We start from the raw sequence: 22,423 nt of genomic DNA on the forward strand, positions 1-22,423 counted from the left end.
CCCCCTGGCTGCCCATGGCATGCCGCCCTCGAACATACCGTCTACTATCGATTGGGCAGAAATACCCACATCTGGCCGGGCTGCTTCATGCGCCCGGCATTGAGACTTGCCTCGTCCCCGTGGCCCCAGAAGAAGTCGGCGCGTACAGTCCCCTTGATGGCACTGCCCGTGTCCTGAGCCAGCATCAGACGCTGCATGCGCTGGTTGGAGAGCGGACGCGTGGTGGACAGAAAGACCGGTGCGCCCAGCGGAATCTGTGCGGGGTCGACGGCGATACTGCGTTCCGGGGTCAATGGCACGCCCTGGGCACCGATCGGGCCATCATCGCTCTTGTGGCTGCTGTCGAGCTCCCTGAAAAAGACGAATCGCGGATTCACGTTGAGCATGTCCTGTACCCGGTCCGGGTGCGCACTGGCCCAGGCCTTGATGCCCGGCAGGGTTGCCTGAGCCGGTGTGATTTCGCCATTGTCCAGCAGCCAGCGCGCGAAGGACTGGAAGGGCTGATCATTGGCGCCGGCAAACCCGACCCGCATTTCGCCGCCTTGTGCCAGTTTGATGCGTCCTGACCCCTGAATCTGCAAAAAGGCGGCCTCTACCGGGTCGTCCACCCAGACCAGTTCACGACCGCGCAACACGCCGCTTTTGATCAGCTGGCTGCGGCTGGCGGCCATGAGGCTATTGTTGCCGACGTTACGGTACAGCGGTACCTGGTAGGGCCCCTGACGCGTGCGGGAGCCGCGAAGAACGGGCTCGTAGTAGCCGGTAATGGTGCCGACCGTCGACCCATCGCTGTTGACCAGGGTGAAGGGCGTAAAGCGTTGTTCGAAATAGCGTCGGATGGCCTGGCTGTCCAGCGGGTCGACGTGGCGGGCATCGTTGCAGACCGAGGCCCAGTCAGGCTTGCGCGCGAGCTTTTCGCAGCTGGTTCGAAAGGCGCTCCAGGCGCTTAACAGATTGTCATCGTGCCAGCCGGGCAACTGTTGCCAGCTGGTGGGATGCATGGGGGGCTGGGGATTGGAATAATTGGGAGTTTTGGCAGGCTGAAAACCGGACTGACCGGTAGAGCAGGCGGCCAGAAATACACCGGCAAGTACCAGACAGGTGGTCTGACCAGCCATGCGTGCCAACGATAAAAGGCCCTGAGGGCGAAACATTCTAGCGGGTACAAGGGACAAGATCAGGGTCTCTTCTAGGGGCGCGGCTGTCGCCTGGCGCCCGTGAAACAGGAAAGGCGTAAAACGGTATTACCGGCCGGGAGGGTCGGTGATATCGCGCCACTGGCGAAAATACCAGAGGATCATGAGCCCCGGAATAGCGGCCAGGGTGCAGATCAAAAAGAAGCCGTCCCAACCCACGGCTTCTGACAGAATGCCTCCCGGCGCCGAGATCACGACCCTGGGCAGGCCCATGATCGAGGAGAGCAGGGCGTACTGCCCGGCGGTAAAGCGCTTGTCGGTCAGGGCGGCCATGAAGGCCAGAAAGGCGGCGGTGCCCATGCCGGCGGCGGCGTTTTCAAAGCTGACCACTGTGGCCAGCACCGTAATCGAGTGCCCCACATGATTGAGCCAGATAAAGCCGGCGGTCGAAATCATCTGCAACAGCCCGAACCACCACAGCGAGCGGTAAATACCGATACGCAGAATGACCAGACCGCCCAGGAAGATACCGCCCAGCAGAGGCCAGAAGCCAAAGATCTTGACCGTGGCGCCGATTTCGGCGTTGGAAAACCCCAGCGCCTTGTAAAAGGGCGTCGTCAGATTGCCGGCCACCGAGTCCCCCAGCTTGTAGAGCAGGATGAACAGCAGCAGCCAGAGCGCACCCGGGCGCGTCAGGAAGTTGCGAATGGGGTCCAGGAAAGTGTCGCGCCAGTTTTGTGGCTGCGTGGGTCGCTGGGCGCTCGGCTCGGGCGCCATGAGGGTGACCAGCATGCAGGCACCCAGCAGGGCCGCCATGGTCAGATAGGTCGTACGAAAGCCGATGCTGTCGGCCAGCATCAGCCCGCCACCGGAGGCAAACAGCATGCCGGTGCGATAGCCATAGGTATACAGACTGGAACCGATGCCGAGTTCCTTCTCGGGCAGGTGCTCGCGGCGATAGGCATCGATGATGACGTCCTGGGTGGCGCTGAAAAAACTGATCCCCAGTGCCACAAGGCCCACGGTCAGTGGTGCTAGGCCCGGATCGGACAGGGCCAGCAGGACAATCAAGGAGGTCAAAAACAGCTGGGTCAGCAAAAGCCATCCGCGGCGTCTACCCAGAAAGGGCAGCTCGAAGCGATCCAGCAGCGGTGCCCAGAGAAACTTGAGCGTGTAGGGGATGCCTATCAGTGCCAGCAGGCCGACCGCATCCAGAGCAACGCCGGCATCGGTCATCCATGCCTGAAGCACACTGCCTGTCAGCAACAGTGGCAGGCCTGACGCCAGCCCCATCAGGAACGTGATACCATGGCGCGCAACGGCGGCCCGGGCTGTAGCAATCGAAGTCAACGGTTTTATCCAGAAAGTCGCGGGCATTTAAATGGCGCGCCGATTCTCTCAGACCGGTGCGCCCACGGCTACTGACCGGGGGTGGTTTTAATGCAGACGACAGGCCCTGAAGGGCTACGCTGGTATGCCGTCCAGTGCAAGTCGGGCGAGTCCTTTCGTGCCGCCGAACACCTGAGCCACCAGGGGTATACGGTCTTCCATCCGATCATGCAGCGAGAAAAGCGCCAGCGCGGCAGAACCGGGCAGGTCGTCGAGCCCCTTTTCCCCTGGTATCTTTTTATCCGGATGAATCCGCAGCAGGATAACTGGGCCCCCGTTCGTTCTACTCGAGGGGTGATCAAGCTGTTGGCATTTGGCCAGGCGCCGGTACCGGTACCGGATGCGCTGATCGACACCCTGCGCCAGCAGGTCGATGATCAGCCGGTGGCTTCAGGAGCGTATCGTTTTAGTGTCGGTGAACGTGTCGAGATCACCGAAGGTCCCTTCAAGGCTCTGGAAGGGCTTTTCGTGCACGGCAAGGGGGAGGAGCGTGTCATCGTACTGCTTAATATTTTGCAGCGAGAGCACCAGGTTACCGTAGGGGCAGGACAGATTCGGGCGTCACAAAAAAGCTGAAACGGGCGTCATGCGGTGCGCTTTAACTGTCTATCCACCAGCGAGTGTCCCAGCGTGTCATGACCTGCTCCGGATAGCCTGTCTTGCCGAGGCTGCCGTTGTAGCGCGCCAGTGCACGGGTAATATCTCCCTTTTCGACCTTGAGATACCACGCCAGTATGGTACAGCCATAGCGCAGGTTGGTGTCGGGATCGAAGAGGTCGTCGCTGTCTCTGCCGATCTCCTTTTTCCAGAAAGGCATGACCTGCATGAGCCCCTCGGCACCGGCACTCGAGACGGCCCGGGAGGTAAAGCGGCTTTCGACATCGATGACCGAGAGGACCAGCTGTAGATCCAGTGAGGCGCGAAGGGATTCACGCTGAATGCTTTCCAGCAGGGCAAGTCGCTGAGGTGTCTCTGGAAGGTAGGACGTGAGGCGCCGACTCATGTCGGTCATCCAGACCTCGGCTTCAAAATGATCTTCAAAGTGTTGATCATTTGCCAGAGCGCTGGAGAGCTGGCGAATCAGCTGGGCCGAAACATTCGCTTCGGGCGCTGCGGCAGTCGGGCAGGCGGGCGCAAAAAGGGCGCCTGTTATCCAACAGGCGCCCAGAAGACGTGCCAGCGGGCCGGCGTCAAGCCAGCTTTTGACAAATGAACTCGACGGCCTCCTGTTGCGCCACCATCGTAATCTCGTCGTCACGTCTTCCCTTGTACTCCAGTTCGCCTGTTTTCAGGCCGCGATCCCCGATCACGATCCGGTGTGGAATACCGATCAGTTCAAGATCGGCAAACTTGACGCCGGGGCGCTCGTCACGATCATCCAGCAGTACTTCGACACCCATTTCATTGAAGGCGTTATAGAGACGCTCGGCCTCGTCGCGAACGGCCTGCGACTTGTGCGCATTCATGGGTACCAGCGCCACCTGATAGGGCGCCAGACTGGCGGGCAGGGTGATGCCGCGCTCATCATGATTCTGCTCGATGGCGGCAGCCACGACGCGGCTGACGCCGATGCCATAACATCCCATCTGCAGCGGTACGTTGGCTCCGTTTTCATCGAGAACGGTGGCGCCCAGCGCCTCGGAGTACTTCGTACCGAGCTGGAAGACGTGCCCGACTTCAATGCCGCGCGCGATCGAGAGCGTGCCCTGGCCATCCGGTGACGGATCGCCGGCCACGACATCGCGAATGTCGGCGACCATCGGCAGCGGCAGATCGCGCTCCCAGTTGATGCCAAAAAGATGCTTGTCATCACGGTTGGCGCCGGCCCCGAAGTCACTCATGACCGCGACACTGCGATCAATGATCAACGGTATTTCAAGCCCGACCGGCCCGAGTGATCCGGGACCTGCGCCGACGGCCTGACGAATTTCTTCTTCATTGGCCATGGTCAGCGGTGACGCCACCTGATATAGATGCAGCGCCTTGACCTCGTTGAGCTGATGGTCACCGCGTACCATCAGCGCGACCAGCCCGCCCTCGGTGCCATGCACGATCAGCGTCTTGACGGTCTTTTCAATCGGCAGCCCGTGCTTTTCCACCAGTGCTGCAATGGTTTTGACATTCGGTGTATCGACCTCTCGCATGCTTTCTTGAGGGGCCGCCCGTTCCTGGCGATCAGGCAGTGCCTCGGCCTTTTCGATATTGGCGGCGTAATCAGAGCCCGTTGAAAAGATCACGGCATCTTCACCCGAGTCGGCCAGCACGTGAAATTCATGCGAAGCGCTACCGCCAATCTCGCCGTTGTCGGCCTGGACAGCACGAAAATCGAGCCCCAGACGATTGAAAACGCGAATGTAGGCGTCATACATTTTTTGATAGGAGGCGGCCATCGCTTCCTGACTGACATCGAACGAGTAGGCATCCTTCATCAGGAACTCGCGCGCGCGCATGACACCAAAACGGGGCCGCGTTTCATCACGAAACTTGGTCTGGATCTGATAGAAATTGCATGGCAGCTGGCGGTAGGAGCGCACCTCATTGCGTACCATATCGGTAATGACCTCCTCATGGGTGGGGCCATAGCAGAACTCGCGATCATGGCGGTCACGAAGACGAAGCAGCAGGTTGCCGTATTTGTCCCAGCGGCCTGACTCCTGCCAGAGCTCGGCGGGCTGCACGGCAGGCATCAATACTTCCTGCGCGCCGGCACGGTCCATCTCCTCGCGCACGATCTGCTCGACCTTTCGTAGCGTTCGCAGCCCCAGCGGCAGCCAGGTATAAAGGCCCGAGGCCAGTTTTCGAATCATGCCGGCACGCAGCATCAGTTGATGACTGACAACTTCAGCGTTGGCGGGCGTTTCCTTGAGCGTGGATAGCAGCAGTTGACTGGCGCGCATGAACCGAATGTTTCCCTTGAGCCGGATGAAATGAACCGCATTGTACGAGCATTCGTTGCCTGTCGGCAAAATGCGTTTCCCGTAGCCGGCAATGATGGTATGTGTTCATTAGCGCTGCACGCCTAGAGGGGACAGCGATTGTCATCAATTGATAACAGGCAGGAGGCATTATGCAACGTCGATGGGCTGGCGTGGTGACGGCCGTGCTGATACTGATGGTATCGGGCTGTGCAGGGAGAGATGATACGGAGTTTGTCTGGCAGTCACCAAGGGTCAACGATCAGGGGACTCAGGCAGGGCAGAGAGCCTGCATGCCCGGGCCCGACGGCCCCAGCAGCTGTAACCGTTGAGAAGGACAGCATAAAAAACGGCACCCGAGGGTGCCGTTTTTTCAGAGCTGTCGAAGGGAATCGATCAGAACTGTACGCCAACGGATGCCATGGCAGCGTCAATGCGGTAGTCGCTGTCCATGTCGTAGCGCGTGTACTCAGCACGTGCGAAGACCGGGATGGTTTCAAACTGGTACTTGAGGCCTAGACCGTAAACCGGGTCTGTACCGTACTGGTTGCTGGCCGGACCTTCCTGCGCATTGGCCTTCCAGTAGGCAGCGCCAACACGTGCGTAGCCGGAAACACCATAGAACAGGGGCAGCTCGCCGATGGCGCTCAGGCTGTAGGCCTTGGTCTGATAACGGCCATTGCCCTGGTCAGTCGCGTAATCAATGTCACCGAGATCGGCATAGTTGATTTCGGTGGAGAACCAGTCGTTGAACTTGTAACCAACGAAAGCGCTCTGAGCAGTGTCGTTGTTGTCAGTGATGCGATCGCCTGACAGATCGCCACTGCTGAAGCTGCCAACATCAGCATCGTGGACCTGGGCACTACCAACACCAACACCGGAGTAGATGCCGGTGCTGGTATCAGCCATCGCCATCGGGGCAACTGCCAGAGAGGAGGCGAACAGCGGTGCAGCAAACAGTGCGAATTTTTTCATGATGATCTCCTTGCATGAAACCTTTATTGACGGGAGCGTTCCTGCTCCACGATCAAACTTGATTCGATGAGCTGTTATTACTCGAACAGTGTTTTCAAAAACATTTTTAGCATGAGAATCGGTTCACGTAAAGATTAGAATGCATCAACCTGCTCTATGAGGTGGTTTGCAAAAATCTCTTAACGAGAAGGGATGCTAGTATAGCAACAGTCTGTATTTTCGACCTGTACCGACAATTATTTAGTGTTTCACTAGTGTGATGGTGGGGCAGTCGCCCCTTTCACCAGTACAATCCCTGTCCTTCTATCATGCTCTCAACATGATCACGCACATCTTCATGTTTTCTATCTGGTTTTGATATGTCCCACGAATTGATGCCTTCCGAACTGCTTGATTTTCTGCCTTGCCGTACCCCCCAGCGCTGGGTGGAAGCGGCGCTGGGCAACGAACGTCTTTTAATGATCGATCACGCCCAGTGTGAAAAAAAGGCCGCTTCGACGGCCATGAGCCTCATGTATCGCTACACAAGTCGTGCGGACCTTTTAACGAAAATGTCTCAATTGGCGCGTGAGGAGCTTCTTCATTTTGAGCAGGTGGTGACACTGATGCGTGAGCGTGGCATCGCTTATGAACACGTGTCGGCCTCACGCTATGCGCAGGGGCTGCGTGAACACGTTCGGGAGCAGGAGCCCGTGAGGCTGGTCGATGTGCTGATCGTGGGCGCCTATATAGAGGCGCGTTCCTGCGAGCGTTTTGCCTGTCTGATTCCTCACCTTGATGACACGCTTGCGAAATTTTATCGCAGCCTGGTGAAATCCGAAGGGCGGCATTTTGAAGATTACCTGGAGCTGGCCGCGCAGTATGCTGATGAGCCCATCGATGCACGGGTGGCCTTTTTCGGAGAGGTCGAAAGATCGCTGATCGAGTCACCTGATCCAGAATTTCGCTTTCACAGCGGTGTCCCGGTCGCAGCGTGACGGGCGTACCTGTAAACGAGCTCGGTGACAGGACGCCCCGATTCGGGGCGTCGGAAGTCATCAGTGATAAGGCAGTTCCGACAGGCTGAAATGCTCCAGTGTCAGGGTTATGCCATCCAGACGCACTTCCCAGCCTTCGTCTCGTTCATGGTCCCAGTCGCCGAGGACATAGCGCTTGGCAACCTCGTCACCGTGCAGGCGAAAATCATGCACATCAGGGCGATGGGTATGGCCATGAATCAGCGTACGAACATGGCACTGCTCCATGATCTCTTCCACGGCCTCCTGACTGACATCCATGATGTCATCGGATTTGCTGCCGTTGGCACTGCCGGAGCCTTCACGCATGCGATCTGCCAGTTGACGGCGCTGCTCTATGGGCATTGCCAGCGTCTGCTGCTGCCACTGCGGATCGCGCGTCATGGCGCGAAACTGCATGTACTCACCGTCCTGGGTGCAAAGACTGTCGCCATGCATCAAAAGGGCAGGAACATCCTTGTCGATGGTAATGATGGCGGGATCGTCGACCAGTATGGCACCGGTGAGCTCGGCGAAGCGCTCACCCAGCAGGAAGTCGCGATTGCCATGCATGACATAAAGGTGTCTGCCGCCGTCACTGAAACGACGCAGGGCCTCGATCACCTCTTGTTCGAAGTCATCGATGGCATCATCGCCGATCCAGCTTTCAAAGAGATCGCCCATGATGTAGAGCGCATCAGCATCCCGGGCGCGATACTCCAGATAGTTCAAAAACGCCCGGGTCAACTCGGGGGTGTCCTGCTGTAAATGCAGATCGGCAATAAACAGTGTCGTCATGACCTCTCCTGCTTGAAGGGCGCAGTATCTTGCTGCGCCTGAAACATTATTGTTCAGCGATCAGGCGTCAACCAGACGAGCAGACTCGATCACGACATCTTCGGCGGGGACGTCGGCATGCCCATGACGCCGTGTGGTGGCCACGCCCTTGATGCTCTCTACAACATCCATGCCGTCAACGACACGACCAAACACACAGTAGCCCCAGCCCTGAGGGGTGGTAGAGGTGTGGTTCAGGAAATCGTTGTCAGCCACGTTGATGAAAAACTGTGCCGTCGCCGAGTGAGGGTCGCCGGTGCGGGCCATGGCAAGATGGCCGCGGCTGTTCTTGAGACCATTATTGGCTTCATTGTTGATGGGCTCGTGAACCGGCTTCTGGTTGAATTGAGTATCAAACCCGCCGCCCTGCACCATGAAGCCGTCGATCACACGATGGAAAAGCGTGTTGTCATAGTGGCCTTCCCTGACGTAGCGCTCAAAGTTGGCAGCCGTCTGCGGCGCAGACTCGTGGAAAAGCTCGATCTTGATCTCGCCGGCGCTGGTGGAAAAAATAATCATGAAAAACTCTCTGAAAGACAACAAAAGGACAGCTTCAGGGAAGCTACGCAAGAGTGGTGCGTACCGATCTGCTGACCACTCATGACGTCGGGACTGATACCTGCATGGCATGGTCCCGGGCGCTCACGCTATAATAGCGGCTTTATTCGGGCAGGCGAAACCGCGCCTGCCGGTATCCGCCGTCAACAAGGTCTGATCACGCCCCATGAGCTCAGAAAGCACCAGCGCACCGAATTTCATTCGTACACAGATTCGTGAAGAGATCGAGCAGGGGCGCGTTGATACTATCGTGACGCGCTTTCCGCCCGAACCGAATGGCTTTTTGCACATCGGTCACGCCAAATCGATATGTCTCAATTTTGGCCTTGCCGAACAGCTCGGTGGGCAGTGTCATCTGCGCTTTGACGATACCAATCCCGCCAGGGAAGAGCAGGTCTATATCGATGCCATTCGTGAAGACATCGAATGGCTCGGCTTCCAGTGGAGCGGTGAGATTCGTTATGCCTCAAGCTATTTTGACCAGCTTCATGAATGGGCTTGCCAGCTGATTCGCGATGGCCTGGCCTATGTGGATGATCTTGATGCCGAACAGATGCGTGAGTACCGTGGCACGCTGACCGAACCCGGCCGTCCCAGCCCATGGCGCGATCGTAGCGTTGAAGAAAATCTGGCCCTGTTCGAGGGCATGAGAAACGGCGAGTTCGCAGAGGGTGAAAAGGTGCTGCGGGCCAAGATTGATATGGCCTCGCCCAATATCAATCTGCGAGATCCCACCCTGTATCGCATTCGCCATGCCGCGCACCATCAAAGCGGGGACAAGTGGAAGATCTATCCCTCCTATGACTTCACGCATGGCCAGTCCGATGCCATCGAGGGAATCACGCACTCCATCTGTACGCTCGAGTTTGAAGACCATCGCCCGCTCTACAACTGGTTTCTGGATAACCTGCCGGTGCCGGCACGCCCAAGGCAGATTGAATTCGCGCGTCTCAATCTGAATTATACCGTTACCTCCAAACGTAAATTAAAGCTGTTGGTAGATCAGGGTGTGGTAGACGGCTGGGACGACCCGCGAATGCCGACTATTTCGGGGATGCGGCGTCGCGGCTATACCCCGGCCTCCATCCGCAAGTTCTGCGATATGGTAGGCGTTTCCCGCGCCTCGGGCGTTGTCGATATCCAGATGCTTTATCACGCCATTCGTTCGGATCTTGAAGACAACGCGCCACGCGCGATGTGTGTCATGAAGCCGCTCAAGGTGGTATTGACCAACCTCCCTGATGACCATGAGGAGATTTTCGAGGTGGCAGGGCATCCGGCACGTGAAGACATGGCAGTGCGTCAGCTGCCGCTCAACCGCGAAATCTGGATCGATCAGGAAGACTTCATGGAAGAGCCGCCGAAGAAGTTCTTCCGCCTGGCACCCGGCAAGGAAGTACGTCTTCGCAATGCCTATGTCATTTGTTGCGATGAGGTGATCAAAAACGAGCAGGGCGAGGTAGAAGCGCTGCACTGTAGCGTTGATCTGGAAACGCTGGGCCAGAATCCGGAAGGTCGCAAGGTGAAAGGGGTCATTCACTGGGTCAGCGCCCGTCACGGTGTTGATGTCGAGGTGCGCAACTACGACAACCTGTTTCAGGTCGAGGCACCGGATCGGGACAAGGACGTCGATTTTCTGGAGCATCTCAATGCACAGTCACTCGAGGTAGTTCACGGCATCGGTGAGCCCTCATTGGCACAGGCTGGCGCCGAGCAGCGTTTCCAGTTTGAACGTGTCGGCTATTTCTGTGCCGATCGCCATGATCACGGCGCAGGTCGTCTGGTCTTCAATCGTACGGTCAGCCTCAAGGATGGCTGGGCAAAGGCGCAGAACAAGGCAAATTGAAGGGGGTATCCGCGTGCAGATTTACAACACCCTGACCCGTCAGAAAGAAGCCTTTGCGCCTGCTGATGCCGACAACGTACGCATGTATGTCTGTGGCATGACGGTATATGACTACTGCCATCTGGGCCATGCAAGAATGCTGGTGGCATTTGATGTCATTACCCGATGGCTGCGTGCCAGTGGCTATGGTCTTACCTATGTGCGCAACATTACCGACGTCGATGACAAGATTCTGGTCCGGGCTCGGGAAAACGACGAATCCATCGATGCGCTGACAAATCGAATGATTGATGCCATGCATGAAGATGAGCGTCGACTGGGCGTACTGGCACCGGATCAGGAGCCGCGTGCCACGGGTCATATCGATGACATCATCGTCATGATCAAGACGCTGATCGAGCGCGACTATGCCTATCAGGCCGATAACGGTGATGTGTTCTATCGAGTCCGCCGTTTTGAACACTATGGCGCGCTCAATAATCGCAATCCTGATGAGATGCGCTCCGGCGCCCGTGTCGATATCGATCAGGCCAAGGAAGATCCGCTGGACTTCGTGCTCTGGAAAAGTGCCACCCCCGGAGAAGCCAGCTGGCCATCCCCCTGGGGTGAGGGCCGACCGGGCTGGCATATTGAATGCTCTGCGATGTCGACATGCTGTCTGGGCAATACCTTCGATATCCATGGGGGGGGGCCGGATCTGGCCTTTCCCCATCACGAAAACGAGATTGCCCAGAGCGAGGCGGCCACGGGCCAGAAGTACGTCAATACCTGGATGCATGCCGGTGCCCTGCGAGTCGATAACGAAAAGATGTCCAAGTCGCTGGGCAATTTTTTCACGGTCCGTGATGTACTAACCGAGCATGACCCCGAGGTAGTGCGCTATCTGCTCGTCGCCAGCCATTATCGCAGCGCCATCAATTACGCCCCTGACACGCTCAAGGATGCCAGGCGGTCACTGGAGCGATTCTACAACGCGCTGGAAGGCATCGAGGTCGTTGAAGGTGAGGTCAGCGATGAGTTTGCAGAACGCTTTGCCCGTGCCATGGACGATGACTTCAACACGCCCGAGGCGCTGGCGGTCATGTTCGAGATGGCGCGCGAAATCAATCGCCATCGCGATGATGTCGCGCGTGCCGGTGCGCTGGCGCACGAGCTCATCCGGCTTGGCAATATGCTGGGGCTTCTTGAGCGCTCGCCGAGTGACTTCCTGCAGGGAGCCCAGTCCGGCATTGATGATGAGGAAATCGCGCGGCAGATCGAGGCGAGAAATGCAGCGCGCCGGGCCCGCGATTTTGCCGAGGCTGATCGCATTCGTGATGCGCTGGCAGCACAGGGCATCATTCTCAAGGACAGCCGTGGGGGGACAACCTGGGTAAGCGAAAACCACTAGTTTTTACGCGCTGTTCCACGCAAATGTGCTATTGGTACAAAAAAGGCCCCGCCATTGGCGGGGCCTTGTCATATCCGGAATGCCGGCACGAAACCGCTTTTCTCAGCTATTGTCGTGCAGGTCGGCAGCCATCAGCGTATTTTCGAGCAGTGAAGCCACGGTCATTGGCCCCACACCGCCTGGCACCGGTGTGATGTGAGAAGCGCGTTTTTTGGCGCCCTCGAACTCCACATCGCCGGTCAACTTGCCCTCGGCGGTACGATTAATGCCGACATCGATGACGATGGCGCCTGGGCGAATCCATTCACTCTTGACCAGTCCCGGATTACCCACGGCCACGATCAGCAGCTCTGCGCTCTCAACGTGTTTTTGAAGATCGCGCGTAAAGCGATGGCACACGGTAATGGTGCAGCCTGCCAGCAGCAGCTCGAGGGCCATCGGACGGCCAACAATGTTGGATGCGCCAACAATGGTGGCTGTCATGCCGCGAACATCAAGTTGATGCTCATTGAGCAGTGTCATGACGCCCATGGGCGTACACGGGCGCAGGGTAGGCATGCGCTGTGCCAGACGGCCAAGGTTGTAGGGATGAAAACCATCGATGTCCTTGTGCGGATGAATGCGCTCAAGCAGGGGGCGTGCATCCAGGTGGCCGGGCAGGGGCAGCTGCAATAAAATGCCATCCACGCTGGTATCCGCGTTCAGCTGATCGATCAGCGCTTCCAGCGTTTGCTGTGAGGTATCCGTCGGCAGCTGATGCTGAAAGGAAAGGATACCGGCCTGTTCACAGGCACGATGCTTGTTACGTACATAAACTTCCGATGCAGCGTCCTCGCCCACCAGTACCACGGCCAGGCCCGGCACTCTCTTGCCCTCACGGTGACGTTCGGCTACCTGTTGGGTAACCCTTTCACGCACCTTCTGTGCCGTGGCCTTGCCGTCAATCAACTGTGCACTCATCTGTATTCTGTCCTGGTGACGATTCAAGCGAGCTTCGCTCATTAGTGGCGCAATTGTCGCATCCCGCCGGGTGCAGTCAATGAATGTTCTTTTCACGGCCGAGGAAAGGCAGGAGCGCAGCCCATGACAAGTTATGCTTGACCCGTCGCGCTTATCAGGTAGAATGCGCCTCGCATTGGCAGCGGCCTCGGCAGAGGTGCTGGCGTATCGGGGTATAGCGCAGTCTGGTAGCGCGCCTGCTTTGGGAGCAGGATGTCGGGGGTTCAAATCCCTCTACCCCGACCAACTTCTTGATTTTGATAAGTATTTTAAAATTGAGGGTTGACAGCAAAAGTCACGGTCAATAGAATGCGCCCATAGCTCAACCGGATAGAGCAACGGCCTTCTAAGCCGTAGGTTGCAGGTTCGAATCCTGCTGGGCGCGCCAACAATGCTTGGCTTGCGTAACCGGTAAAAGATAGTGGTGGATGTAGCTCAGTGGTAGAGCCCCGGATTGTGGTTCCGGTGGTCGTGGGTTCGATACCCATCATCCACCCCATTATTTTGAAAGCACTGATGATTGTCAGTGCTTGAAGTTAAAATGGTGGGTGTAGCTCAGTGGTAGAGCCCCGGATTGTGGTTCCGGTGGTCGTGGGTTCGATCCCCATCATCCACCCCATTATTTTTAAGCGCTGATTATTGTCAGTGCTTGCATTAAAAGGGCGGCCCGACAGGGTCGCCCTTTTTGCTTTGCATATCAGCTGTCGGTACTCGGTCCAGTAATGACTGGTTCTTTGGTTTCCCGAGTGCAAAGAAATTCCGATTTTCCCCTTGAAATCGTATTAATCGGTGCCAATTAAGGCTTCGAGCTTGCCAGTATCTGATGGGGTTCTTAAAATCTGCGCCCTTGAGTTTTTTATTTCGAACACGCCACCTGAGTGGGTAGAGGATCATTCATGCAAGTTTCAGTCGAAACGACTTCACCGATCGAGCGTCGCGTAACCGTCCAGGTCCCGGCTCAAGAAGTGGATAACAATGTCGATGAGCGACTCAAGGATACCGCTCGTCGTGTACGCTTGGATGGTTTCCGTTCAGGACGCGTTCCCATGAGCGTTGTTCGCCAGCGTTTTGGCCGCGATGTACGCAACGAAGTCGTTGATGAAGTGATGCGCCAGCATTATGTCCGCGCCATCACCGAAAACGAGCTTAACCCGGCGGGCCATCCTTCGCTGGAAGCCACGGTCAACGAAGAAGGCAAGGATCTCGAGTTTGTCGCGACTCTGGAAGTTTATCCTTCCATCGAGCTGACACTGCCTGAAGACGAGCAGATCGAGCGTCCTCAAGCCGAGATCACGGATGCCGATATCGATGAGATGATCGATACGCTGCGCAAGCAGAATGCTCAGTGGAATGACGTTGAGCGCGCTGCAGCTGATGGTGACCAGGTCACTATCGATTTCGAGGGTTTCCTCGGTGATGAAGCCTTTGAAGGCGGCAGCGCTGAAGGTCATCAGCTGGTGCTGGGTTCCAACAGCTTTATCCCGGGTTTTGAAGAGCAGCTGGTAGGCGTTCAGGCCGGTGAAGAGCGTGAAGTTACGGTAACCTTCCCTGAAGATTATCAGGCTGAACATCTGGCCGGTCAGGAGGCGCGTTTCAAGACCACGACGCACAAGGTGCAGGCGCAGGAACTTCCTGAAATCGACAGTGAGTTCATGTCGCGCTTTGGTGTTGAAGACGGTGACAACGACAGCTTCCGCGCCGAAGTACGCAACAACATGCAGCGCGAGCTGGACAATGCAATCGACAACCGCGTGCGTCAGCAGTTGATTGATGCGCTGAAATCGCGCAATGAAGTATCGGTCCCCAGCTCTCTTATTTCTCAGGAAGTCGAGGGCCTCAAGCGCCAGGCGGCACGGCAGTTCGGCCTGGGTGAGGATTTCGATGTTTCTCAGCTGCCCGATGAGCTGTTTGCCGAACAGGCTCGTGGCCGCGTTGAAGTCGGTCTGCTGCTGGCAGAGGTTGTCAGTCACTTCGAACTGGATGCGGATGACGATGAGATCCGTGCCTTTATCGAAGAGCAGGCCGGCCAGTTCGAACAGCCCGAGCAGGTTGTCGAGCAGTATATGGGCAACGAGCAGATGAAAAATCAGGTGAAGTCTGCTGTGCTTGAACGCAAGGCTATCGATAGGCTGCTGGACAAGGCCAGCGTCGTTGAAACGCCCATGAGTTATCAGGAAGCACTTCAGGCCGCACAGCAGCAGGATGCTGACGAAGCCGAAGAAACTGAATAGCAGGCCGGCTGATATCTGGCATTACAGCCATACCGAGGCTGGCAGTCAGGACCCGGCGAAAGCCGGGTTCTATCATTGGCCCACATCACTGTAAGGTTGCTACATGAGAAGCGAGTCTGATATTACCAATGCTGGTGGGCTGGTCCCCATGGTGGTGGAGCAGAACGCACGTGGCGAGCGGTCCTACGACATCTATTCGCGCCTGCTGAAAGAACGTGTCATTTTTCTGGTCGGCCCGGTCGAAGACTACAGCGCCAATCTGATCGTGGCGCAGCTGCTCTTTCTGGAGTCAGAGAATCCTGACAAGGATATCCATCTTTATATCAATTCTCCGGGCGGTTCAGTGACTGCTGGCATGTCGATCTATGACACCATGCAGTTTATCAAGCCCAATGTTTCAACGGTCTGCATCGGTCAGGCGGCCAGCATGGGTGCACTGCTGTTGGCAGGTGGTGCAGAAGGCAAGCGTTACTGCCTGCCGCATTCCCGCATGATGATTCACCAGCCGCTTGGTGGCTTCCAGGGCCAGGCCAGTGACATCGAAATCCATACACGTGAAATTCTGACGATTCGGCAGCGCCTGAACGAAATTCTGGCGCATCATACCGGACAGGATCTCGAGAAGATTGCCCGCGATACTGATCGCGACAACTTCATGAATGGCGAGCAGGCCGTCGAGTACGGGCTGATCGATGCAACGCTGGCGCATCGCCCGGTATCCTGATAGCGTTGATTCAGAGTTTGACCATGATGGCGTGCCACTGCGCCGCTATCTTCAAGAGGTACGCGAATGGCTGACGGCAAAGGCAAGGACGAAGGCGGCAAGCTGCTGTATTGCTCATTTTGTGGCAAGAATCAAAATGAAGTGCGCAAGCTGATCGCTGGACCCTCTGTTTACATCTGCGATGAATGTGTTGATCTATGCAACGACATCATTCGCGAAGAGGTCGTGGAGTCCGAAGCGTCTTCCGACGACGAGCGTCTTCCTGCTCCGCGGGAAATTCGCAACACGCTTGATGATTATGTAATCGGTCAGGATCGCGCCAAGATGGTGCTCTCCGTCGCTGTTTATAATCACTACAAGCGTTTGAAAGTAGGGCAGCACAAGGGCGATGACCGGGTCGAGCTTGGCAAGAGTAATATTCTGCTGATTGGTCCTACCGGTAGCGGTAAAACGTTGCTGGCAGAAACCATGGCTCGTCTGCTCAATGTGCCCTTTACCATTGCTGACGCTACTACGCTGACAGAAGCTGGGTATGTGGGTGAAGATGTCGAAAACATCATCCAGAAACTTCTGCAGAAATGCGATTATGACGTAGAGAAGGCTCAGCGCGGCATCGTCTATATCGATGAAATCGACAAAATTTCGCGTAAATCGGACAATCCGTCCATCACGCGCGACGTGTCGGGCGAAGGCGTACAGCAGGCGCTTCTCAAGCTGATCGAGGGCACTACGGCTTCTGTACCTCCGCAGGGAGGGCGCAAGCATCCTCAGCAGGAATTTCTGCAGGTCGATACCGGCAATATCCTGTTTATTGTGGGTGGCGCCTTTGCCGGACTGGACAAGGTCATCAGTGATCGTGCCGAGCGTGGCGGCATCGGATTCAACGCTGTCGTCAAGAGCAAGGATACCAACAAGGGTGTCGGCGATATCCTGGCCAGCGTAGAGCCCGAGGACCTTGTCAAGTATGGTCTCATCCCCGAGTTTGTTGGTCGTCTGCCTGTTATTGCGACGCTCAATGAGCTTGATGAGCAGGCACTGATCCAGATCCTTACCGAGCCCAAGAACTCTCTTATACGCCAGTATGTGCGTCTTTTTGAGATGGAAGGCGTTGAGCTGGATTTCCGTGAAGATGCGCTCAGGGCTGTTGCCCACAAGGCCATCGTAAGAAGAGCAGGCGCTCGCGGGCTTCGTTCGATACTGGAATCCGTGTTACTGGATACCATGTATGAAATCCCCTCCGCCGAGAATGTTGTCAAGGTGGTCATTGATGAGACTGTCATCAATGGTGACAGCAAGCCATTGCTGATCTATGCCAACCAGCAGGAAAGCAAGCTGGTCGTTGGCGACGATCGATAGTCGGTAAGCTGATGGTTGATCGGGGGGGCCGTCATGGCCCCCCAGTCATATCAGACTCCTGCCTGATAAACGGTTGTATTTCCGGCCGTCATCCCCATATTGATGCCATCAAAGTCGCTTCCTGCGGCCCACACACAAGATTCGAGGTTGTCTGCGATGGAGCGTAACCCCGCACAGACGTTAAACATACCCCTGTTGCCACTGCGAGACGTTGTCGTTTATCCGCAGATGGTCATACCGCTGTTCGTGGGTCGCGAGAAATCGATTCGTGCCCTCGAAGCGGCCATGGAATCGGATAAGCAGGTGTTGCTGGTCGCTCAGCGTGACGCTGGTCAGGACAATCCCGAGGTCGAGGATCTGTTCGATATCGGAACGATTGCCAGCATCATGCAACTGCTCCGCCTGCCGGATGGCACTGTCAAGGTTCTCATTGAAGGCAGTTCCAGGGCTGATATCGCCCAGATCGATGATGATGACAGTGAAAATGGCTATCCGACAGCCAGTGTTACTCTGAGGGAGAGTGAGCCTCTGAGTGAACGCGAACAGGAATCACTCGTGCGCGTTCTGCTGGATCAATTCGAGCAGTATGTGAAGCTGTCACGCAAGGTACCCAACGAGGTATTGAGCTCGCTTCAGGGCATTGAAGATGCCAGCCGGCTGGTCGATACCGTCAGTGCCCACCTGTCTCTCGAGATTGGCGACAAGCAGTCACTGCTTGAGATGGACAAGGTTCGCGATCGCGTCGAGCATCTGATGACGCTGATCGAATCCGAGATTGATCTGCTGCAGGTAGAAAAGCGCATTCGCTCCAGAGTCAAGGAGCAGATGGAGAAGTCCCAGCGTGAGTACTACCTCAACGAGCAGATGAAAGCCATCCAGAAAGAAATGGGTGAGCTTGAGAATACGCCCAATGAGGCGGATCAGTACGAACAGAAGATTGCTGAATCCGGCATGTCGGCTGAGGCCGAGGAAAAGGCCCGTCAGGAGCTGAACAAGCTCAAGATGATGGCGCCGGCTTCTGCCGAAGCAACGGTTGTACGTTCCTATCTTGACTGGATGCTGGCTGTCCCGTGGAAGAAGCGCACGCGCGTTCGCCACGACATCAGTCATGCCGAACAGGTTCTGGAAGAAGACCACTATGGGCTTGAAGAGGTCAAGGAGCGTATCCTTGATTATCTCGCCGTGCAAAAGCGTGTGCGCAAGCTCAAGGGACCGGTGCTGTGCCTGGTTGGCCCGCCCGGGGTGGGCAAGACATCACTGGGCCAGTCCATTGCGCGTGCTACCAATCGCAAATACACGCGCCTGGCACTGGGCGGCGTGCGTGACGAATCAGAAATTCGCGGCCATCGCCGCACCTATATTGGTTCCATGCCCGGCAAGCTTTTGCAGCGCATGAGCAAGACCGGTGTACGCAATCCGCTCTTCCTGCTGGATGAAATTGACAAGGTAGGGATGGATCATCGGGGCGATCCTTCTTCCGCGCTGCTTGAAGTGCTGGATCCCGAGCAGAATGACAAGTTCAGCGATCACTATCTGGAACTTGACTACGACCTTTCGGATGTCATGTTCATTTGTACCGCGAATTCCATGAACATTCCCGGTCCGCTTCTGGACCGTATGGAAGTGATCCGGATTCCGGGCTATACGGAAGACGAGAAGCTGGGCATCGCCAGGCGTTATCTGGCGCCGAAGCAGCTCAAGGCCAACGGTCTGAAAAAGGATGAGCTGGTCCTGACAGATGACGCACTGCTTGAGTTGATCCGATACTATACGCGCGAGGCTGGCGTTCGCGAGCTCGAGCGTCAGATTGCCAAGGTGGCACGCAAAGTACTGCGCGAGCGCATTGGCAACGAAGCTTCACAGGGCAAGGGTGCTGCTACCCAGCATCTGGAAGCCACTGATGTTGAGCGTTATGCTGGCGTCAGGCGTTTCAGCTATGGTCTGGCTGATCAGGCCCATCAGGTCGGTCGAGTGACCGGGCTGGCATGGACTTCCGTTGGCGGTGAAATTCTCAATATTGAATCGGTTGTCACCCCCGGAAAGGGCCGTATTAACAAGACCGGCTCTCTGGGCGATGTGATGAAGGAGTCGGTCAGTGCCGCGCATACGGTCGTGCGTTCACGTGCAGCCCTGCTCGGGATCGATCCGGAGCGGTTCGAGAAGGAAGATCTTCATATCCACGTGCCCGAAGGGGCCACGCCCAAGGATGGCCCCAGCGCCGGTGTCGCCATGGTAACGGCAATGGTGTCGGCCTATACCAATCAGGCCGTACGTGCTGATGTTGCCATGACAGGTGAAGTCAACCTGCGCGGTGAAGTCATGCCGATCGGGGGGCTCAAGGAGAAATTGCTGGCTGCCCGGCGCGGTGGTATAAAGATTGCCCTGATACCGGAAGAAAATCGCCGCGATCTCAAGGAAGTTCCTGATACCATCAAGGATGCACTTGATATTCGACCGGTGCGCTGGATCGACGAAGTTCTTGATATTGCTCTGGTACAAAAGGGCGATGATGATTTTGAAGATACGCGGATAGAAGAAAAAAATACTTCGCAGGCGTCTGTAAATACTCATTAGGATTATTTTTGAATAATGTCGGCCAACAAAGCCTGAAATGACGGGCTTTGTTGCCAACATTGCTTGACGGTATTTATGGTCGTTGATATAAAATGCGGCTCGTTATGATTGCGTATGCTGTTCGATTGCCGCGCTTAATCCTAGCAACGATTGTTATAGTCAAGGGGTGAAGAGTGAATAAATCCGAGCTGATTGAGGCTATTGCTGCTTCTGCAGATATTCCAAAGGCAGCGGCTGGTCGGGCTCTCGATGCCATGATCGATTCCGTTACCGATAGCCTTAAGCAGGGTGATTCCGTAGCACTGGTAGGTTTCGGAACATTCAGCATCAAGGAGCGGGCTGCACGTACCGGTCGTAACCCGCAGACTGGCAAGACCATTGAAATCAGCGCTGCCAACGTGCCCAGCTTCAAGGCCGGCAAGGCGCTGAAGGACGCTGTCAACTGATAGCGGTGTTACTGCATTGGAAGGCGTGTATTCAGGTGTCTTCCCTGTATGAGATAAACGCATCGTGAAAACGGTGCGTTTTTTTGTGTGCAACCCCCGGCTGGAAGGACCTTCAGTCAGATACCGGCTTATAGCGTGTCGGTTTGTGCCATGTATCGTTATAATCCTTCGCCAATCCCATTTATCATCCATCAATTTCAAGGGCCTGCTGCATGCTGCAAAAGATCAGAGATCGGGCACAGGGCTGGATCGCCAGAATAATAGTGGCTCTGATCGCGCTGACATTTACGCTATTTGGCGCAGAATCGTTGCTGAGCTATTTCAACGGTAGTCAGCGTGACGAAGCTGCTTCCGTCAACGGCGAGACAATCAGTCGTCAGACCCTGGATATCGAGGTTCAGCGAGCCGTACGCTCCGGCCGTGTGCCTCCTGACCAGCAAAACGAAGCGCGACGCGCCATTCTGGACTCCCTGATCACCCGTACGGCCATGGAGCAGTACGCACGTGATGGCGGGATGAGCTTTTCGGATCAGCAGGTGGACCAGCTTCTGGTCAATCGTCAGGAATTCCAGGACAGCAACGGTCACTTTTCTGCCGAGCTTTTCCAGAGAAGACTGGGGAGTGCCGGCTACACCGCCGATGAGTTTCGCCGCCAGCTACAGGAAGACATGCTGACCCAGCAGCTCCAGAACGGACTGATTGCAGGGACTTTCCTGCTGCCTTCGGAAACACGGCGTCTGGCAGAGCTTCGCTATCAGCAGCGCGATTTTCGCTATGCCACGCTGGACGAGGACGCCCTCGAGCAGCCGGTAAGCGTCAGTGATGACGAGGTGCAGGCGTGGTATGACGCGCACAAGGAAGCTTATCAGCGTCCTGAAGAGGTCAGACTCGAGTATGTCGTGCTCGATCGCAGTCAGCTGACCGAGGATGATCAGTCCGTTGACGAACAGCAGCTTCGGCAGCGCTACGAACAGCGTCGCGCCACCGCGCCTCGTGAAGTGTCAGATATTGTGGTCACCTTTGGTGACGATCGTACGCGTGAGGAGGCGCAGGCGCGCGTCGATGAGGTTGAAGCGCGTCTGCAGGACGGTGAAGATTTTGCCGCTTTGGCAAAACAGTACTCCGATGACCCCTCCAGCGCCGATCGGGGCGGCCGGATGGGGGCGGTCAGCGAAGGCATCTTTGGTCAGCCCTTTGATGAGGCCGTCTCTTCCATGTCGCCGGGTGAAGTATCGCAGGGTGTGGAAAGTGACGGCGTCTTCCATGTCATCCGTGTCGACAATATTGATATCGACAGTTTCGATGAGATGCGTGATGAACTGGCCAGCGAGCTTCGACAGGCGCAGCGTGACGAGCGTTTTCAGCAGCTTGCCCAGCAGCTCAGTGACGAAAGCTTTTCGGCTGACGATCTTGAAAGTGTGGCCGATCGCCTGAATCTGCCGCTGCAGCGCACGGACTGGGTATCACGCAATGATCAGTTCGAAGGTGATAATGCCGTACTGGGTGAAGCCGGGGTCATGGACGCTGCCTTCAGTGATGATGTCCTCAACAATGGCTACAACAGTGAACCTGTCGAGCTGGGGCAGGATCGCCGTGTGGTCGTACGCGTTACCGAGCATCGTCCGGCCACCACGCTGGCCCTTGATGACGTACGAGACCAGGCAGAGCGTTCGGCGCTGCAGGAAAAGCGCCGCCAGGCACTTGCCGAGCAGGCGGATCAGACGGTGGCGACCCTTCGTCGCGGTGAAACCCCTGAGGGAGTGACGTGGCAGGAGGTCACTGGTGCCACGCGTGATGGGCAGGGAGAACTTTCGGCCGATCTGATCAATGCCGCCTTTGGCATGCCGCGGCCGCACGATGGCCATCCCGGTTATGGGCATGCCCGTACCGGTGAGCAGCAGGTGGTATTTGCCATTGATCATGTCGATACGGATGTCAGCGATGAACAGATATCATCCATGACAGACGGGCTCTGGAATGCGCAGGCCGGCCAGACGATTGGTGTCATGACGGATGCAATCCGTAACCATGCTGACATTTCGCAAAATTAAA

General features: G+C 56.5%; 18 protein-coding genes and 4 tRNA genes. 14 read left to right on the forward strand and 8 right to left on the reverse strand.

What is annotated here, in order from left to right:
- Nucleotides 1–44 precede the first annotated feature (44 nt).
- Nucleotides 45–1,118 (reverse strand): murein transglycosylase A, encoded by a 1,074-nt coding sequence (gene mltA / locus C8D72_RS03900; protein WP_245955136.1) that lies wholly within the window; start codon nucleotides 1,116–1,118, stop codon nucleotides 45–47.
- A gap of 126 nt (nucleotides 1,119–1,244) precedes the next feature.
- On the reverse strand, nucleotides 1,245–2,486 hold the full coding sequence (locus tag C8D72_RS03905; RefSeq protein WP_115853065.1) for an AmpG family muropeptide MFS transporter: 1,242 nt from the start codon (nucleotides 2,484–2,486) through the stop codon (nucleotides 1,245–1,247).
- Between the two features lie 90 nt (nucleotides 2,487–2,576).
- Between C8D72_RS03905 and rfaH the strand changes: the two genes are divergently transcribed.
- Nucleotides 2,577–3,101, forward strand: coding sequence for a transcription/translation regulatory transformer protein RfaH (rfaH, locus tag C8D72_RS03910; RefSeq protein ID WP_115853066.1), 525 nt, complete (start codon nucleotides 2,577–2,579; stop codon nucleotides 3,099–3,101).
- A gap of 22 nt (nucleotides 3,102–3,123) precedes the next feature.
- Here the strand turns inward: rfaH and C8D72_RS03915 are convergent, their stop codons facing one another.
- The 3 genes from C8D72_RS03915 to C8D72_RS03925 all read right to left on the reverse strand — a co-directional run bounded on the left by C8D72_RS03915 (nucleotide 3,124) and on the right by C8D72_RS03925 (nucleotide 6,415).
- Complete coding sequence (locus C8D72_RS03915) at nucleotides 3,124–3,528, reverse strand: lytic transglycosylase domain-containing protein (protein ID WP_245955137.1); 405 nt, start codon at nucleotides 3,526–3,528, stop codon at nucleotides 3,124–3,126.
- A 187-nt stretch (nucleotides 3,529–3,715) separates the two neighbouring features.
- Nucleotides 3,716–5,422 (reverse strand): proline--tRNA ligase, encoded by a 1,707-nt coding sequence (locus tag C8D72_RS03920; RefSeq protein WP_115853068.1) that lies wholly within the window; start codon nucleotides 5,420–5,422, stop codon nucleotides 3,716–3,718.
- A gap of 414 nt (nucleotides 5,423–5,836) precedes the next feature.
- Nucleotides 5,837–6,415, reverse strand: a complete 579-nt coding sequence (locus C8D72_RS03925; RefSeq protein WP_115853069.1) for an outer membrane beta-barrel protein — start codon at nucleotides 6,413–6,415, stop codon at nucleotides 5,837–5,839.
- A gap of 359 nt (nucleotides 6,416–6,774) precedes the next feature.
- On the opposite strand from C8D72_RS03925, the gene C8D72_RS03930 reads away from it, so the two are divergent.
- Nucleotides 6,775–7,392 carry a MiaE family protein gene (locus tag C8D72_RS03930; protein WP_245955138.1) on the forward strand — a complete coding sequence of 206 codons (618 nt, stop codon included), beginning with the start codon at nucleotides 6,775–6,777 and terminating at the stop codon, nucleotides 7,390–7,392.
- 60 nt (nucleotides 7,393–7,452) lie between these two features.
- Here C8D72_RS03930 and C8D72_RS03935 read toward each other — a convergent pair whose 3' ends face one another.
- Nucleotides 7,453–8,208 carry a UDP-2,3-diacylglucosamine diphosphatase gene (locus C8D72_RS03935; protein WP_115853070.1) on the reverse strand — a complete coding sequence of 252 codons (756 nt, stop codon included), beginning with the start codon at nucleotides 8,206–8,208 and terminating at the stop codon, nucleotides 7,453–7,455.
- 60 nt (nucleotides 8,209–8,268) lie between these two features.
- Nucleotides 8,269–8,766, reverse strand: coding sequence for a peptidylprolyl isomerase (locus C8D72_RS03940; RefSeq protein ID WP_115853071.1), 498 nt, complete (start codon nucleotides 8,764–8,766; stop codon nucleotides 8,269–8,271).
- Between the two features lie 205 nt (nucleotides 8,767–8,971).
- Here C8D72_RS03940 and C8D72_RS03945 point away from each other — a divergent pair, with 205 nt between their 5' ends.
- Nucleotides 8,972–10,651 carry a glutamine--tRNA ligase/YqeY domain fusion protein gene (locus tag C8D72_RS03945; RefSeq protein ID WP_115853072.1) on the forward strand — a complete coding sequence of 560 codons (1,680 nt, stop codon included), beginning with the start codon at nucleotides 8,972–8,974 and terminating at the stop codon, nucleotides 10,649–10,651.
- Nucleotides 10,652–10,664: 13 nt separating this feature from the next.
- Nucleotides 10,665–12,041, forward strand: a complete 1,377-nt coding sequence (gene cysS, locus C8D72_RS03950; RefSeq protein ID WP_115853073.1) for a cysteine--tRNA ligase — start codon at nucleotides 10,665–10,667, stop codon at nucleotides 12,039–12,041.
- Nucleotides 12,042–12,143: 102 nt separating this feature from the next.
- Here the strand turns inward: cysS and folD are convergent, their stop codons facing one another.
- Nucleotides 12,144–13,001: a bifunctional methylenetetrahydrofolate dehydrogenase/methenyltetrahydrofolate cyclohydrolase FolD gene (gene folD, locus C8D72_RS03955; protein ID WP_115853074.1), complete on the reverse strand. Its 858-nt coding sequence runs from the start codon at nucleotides 12,999–13,001 to the stop codon at nucleotides 12,144–12,146.
- A 208-nt stretch (nucleotides 13,002–13,209) separates the two neighbouring features.
- Here folD and C8D72_RS03960 point away from each other — a divergent pair.
- The 10 genes from C8D72_RS03960 to C8D72_RS04005 all read left to right on the forward strand — a co-directional run bounded on the left by C8D72_RS03960 (nucleotide 13,210) and on the right by C8D72_RS04005 (nucleotide 22,422).
- Nucleotides 13,210–13,286 (forward strand) — tRNA-Pro (locus tag C8D72_RS03960).
- Nucleotides 13,287–13,351: 65 nt separating this feature from the next.
- Nucleotides 13,352–13,428 (forward strand) — tRNA-Arg (locus tag C8D72_RS03965).
- A gap of 36 nt (nucleotides 13,429–13,464) precedes the next feature.
- Nucleotides 13,465–13,539: transfer RNA gene (locus tag C8D72_RS03970), tRNA-His, on the forward strand.
- 45 nt (nucleotides 13,540–13,584) lie between these two features.
- A tRNA-His gene (locus C8D72_RS03975) sits at nucleotides 13,585–13,659 on the forward strand.
- Nucleotides 13,660–13,936: 277 nt separating this feature from the next.
- On the forward strand, nucleotides 13,937–15,271 hold the full coding sequence (gene tig, locus C8D72_RS03980; RefSeq protein ID WP_115853075.1) for a trigger factor: 1,335 nt from the start codon (nucleotides 13,937–13,939) through the stop codon (nucleotides 15,269–15,271).
- A gap of 103 nt (nucleotides 15,272–15,374) precedes the next feature.
- Entirely contained in the window at nucleotides 15,375–15,995 is a 621-nt protein-coding gene (gene clpP / locus C8D72_RS03985; protein WP_115853076.1) for an ATP-dependent Clp endopeptidase proteolytic subunit ClpP, read from the forward strand.
- A gap of 66 nt (nucleotides 15,996–16,061) precedes the next feature.
- A complete protein-coding gene (clpX, locus tag C8D72_RS03990; RefSeq protein WP_115853077.1) occupies nucleotides 16,062–17,351 on the forward strand; it encodes an ATP-dependent Clp protease ATP-binding subunit ClpX in 1,290 nt (429 codons plus the stop codon).
- Nucleotides 17,352–17,507: 156 nt separating this feature from the next.
- The gene (gene lon / locus C8D72_RS03995) at nucleotides 17,508–19,925 is read left to right on the forward strand and encodes an endopeptidase La (RefSeq protein WP_115853078.1); all 2,418 of its coding nucleotides are present in this window, start codon (nucleotides 17,508–17,510) and stop codon (nucleotides 19,923–19,925) included.
- 173 nt (nucleotides 19,926–20,098) lie between these two features.
- Complete coding sequence (gene hupB, locus C8D72_RS04000; RefSeq protein ID WP_086622767.1) at nucleotides 20,099–20,371, forward strand: nucleoid-associated protein HU-beta; 273 nt, start codon at nucleotides 20,099–20,101, stop codon at nucleotides 20,369–20,371.
- Between the two features lie 212 nt (nucleotides 20,372–20,583).
- Nucleotides 20,584–22,422 carry a SurA N-terminal domain-containing protein gene (locus C8D72_RS04005; protein ID WP_115853079.1) on the forward strand — a complete coding sequence of 613 codons (1,839 nt, stop codon included), beginning with the start codon at nucleotides 20,584–20,586 and terminating at the stop codon, nucleotides 22,420–22,422.
- The last annotated feature ends 1 nt before the right edge of the window (nucleotide 22,423 follow it).

Source organism: Kushneria indalinina DSM 14324, assembly GCF_003385845.1.
In the GTDB taxonomy this organism is placed as follows: domain Bacteria; phylum Pseudomonadota; class Gammaproteobacteria; order Pseudomonadales; family Halomonadaceae; genus Kushneria; species Kushneria indalinina.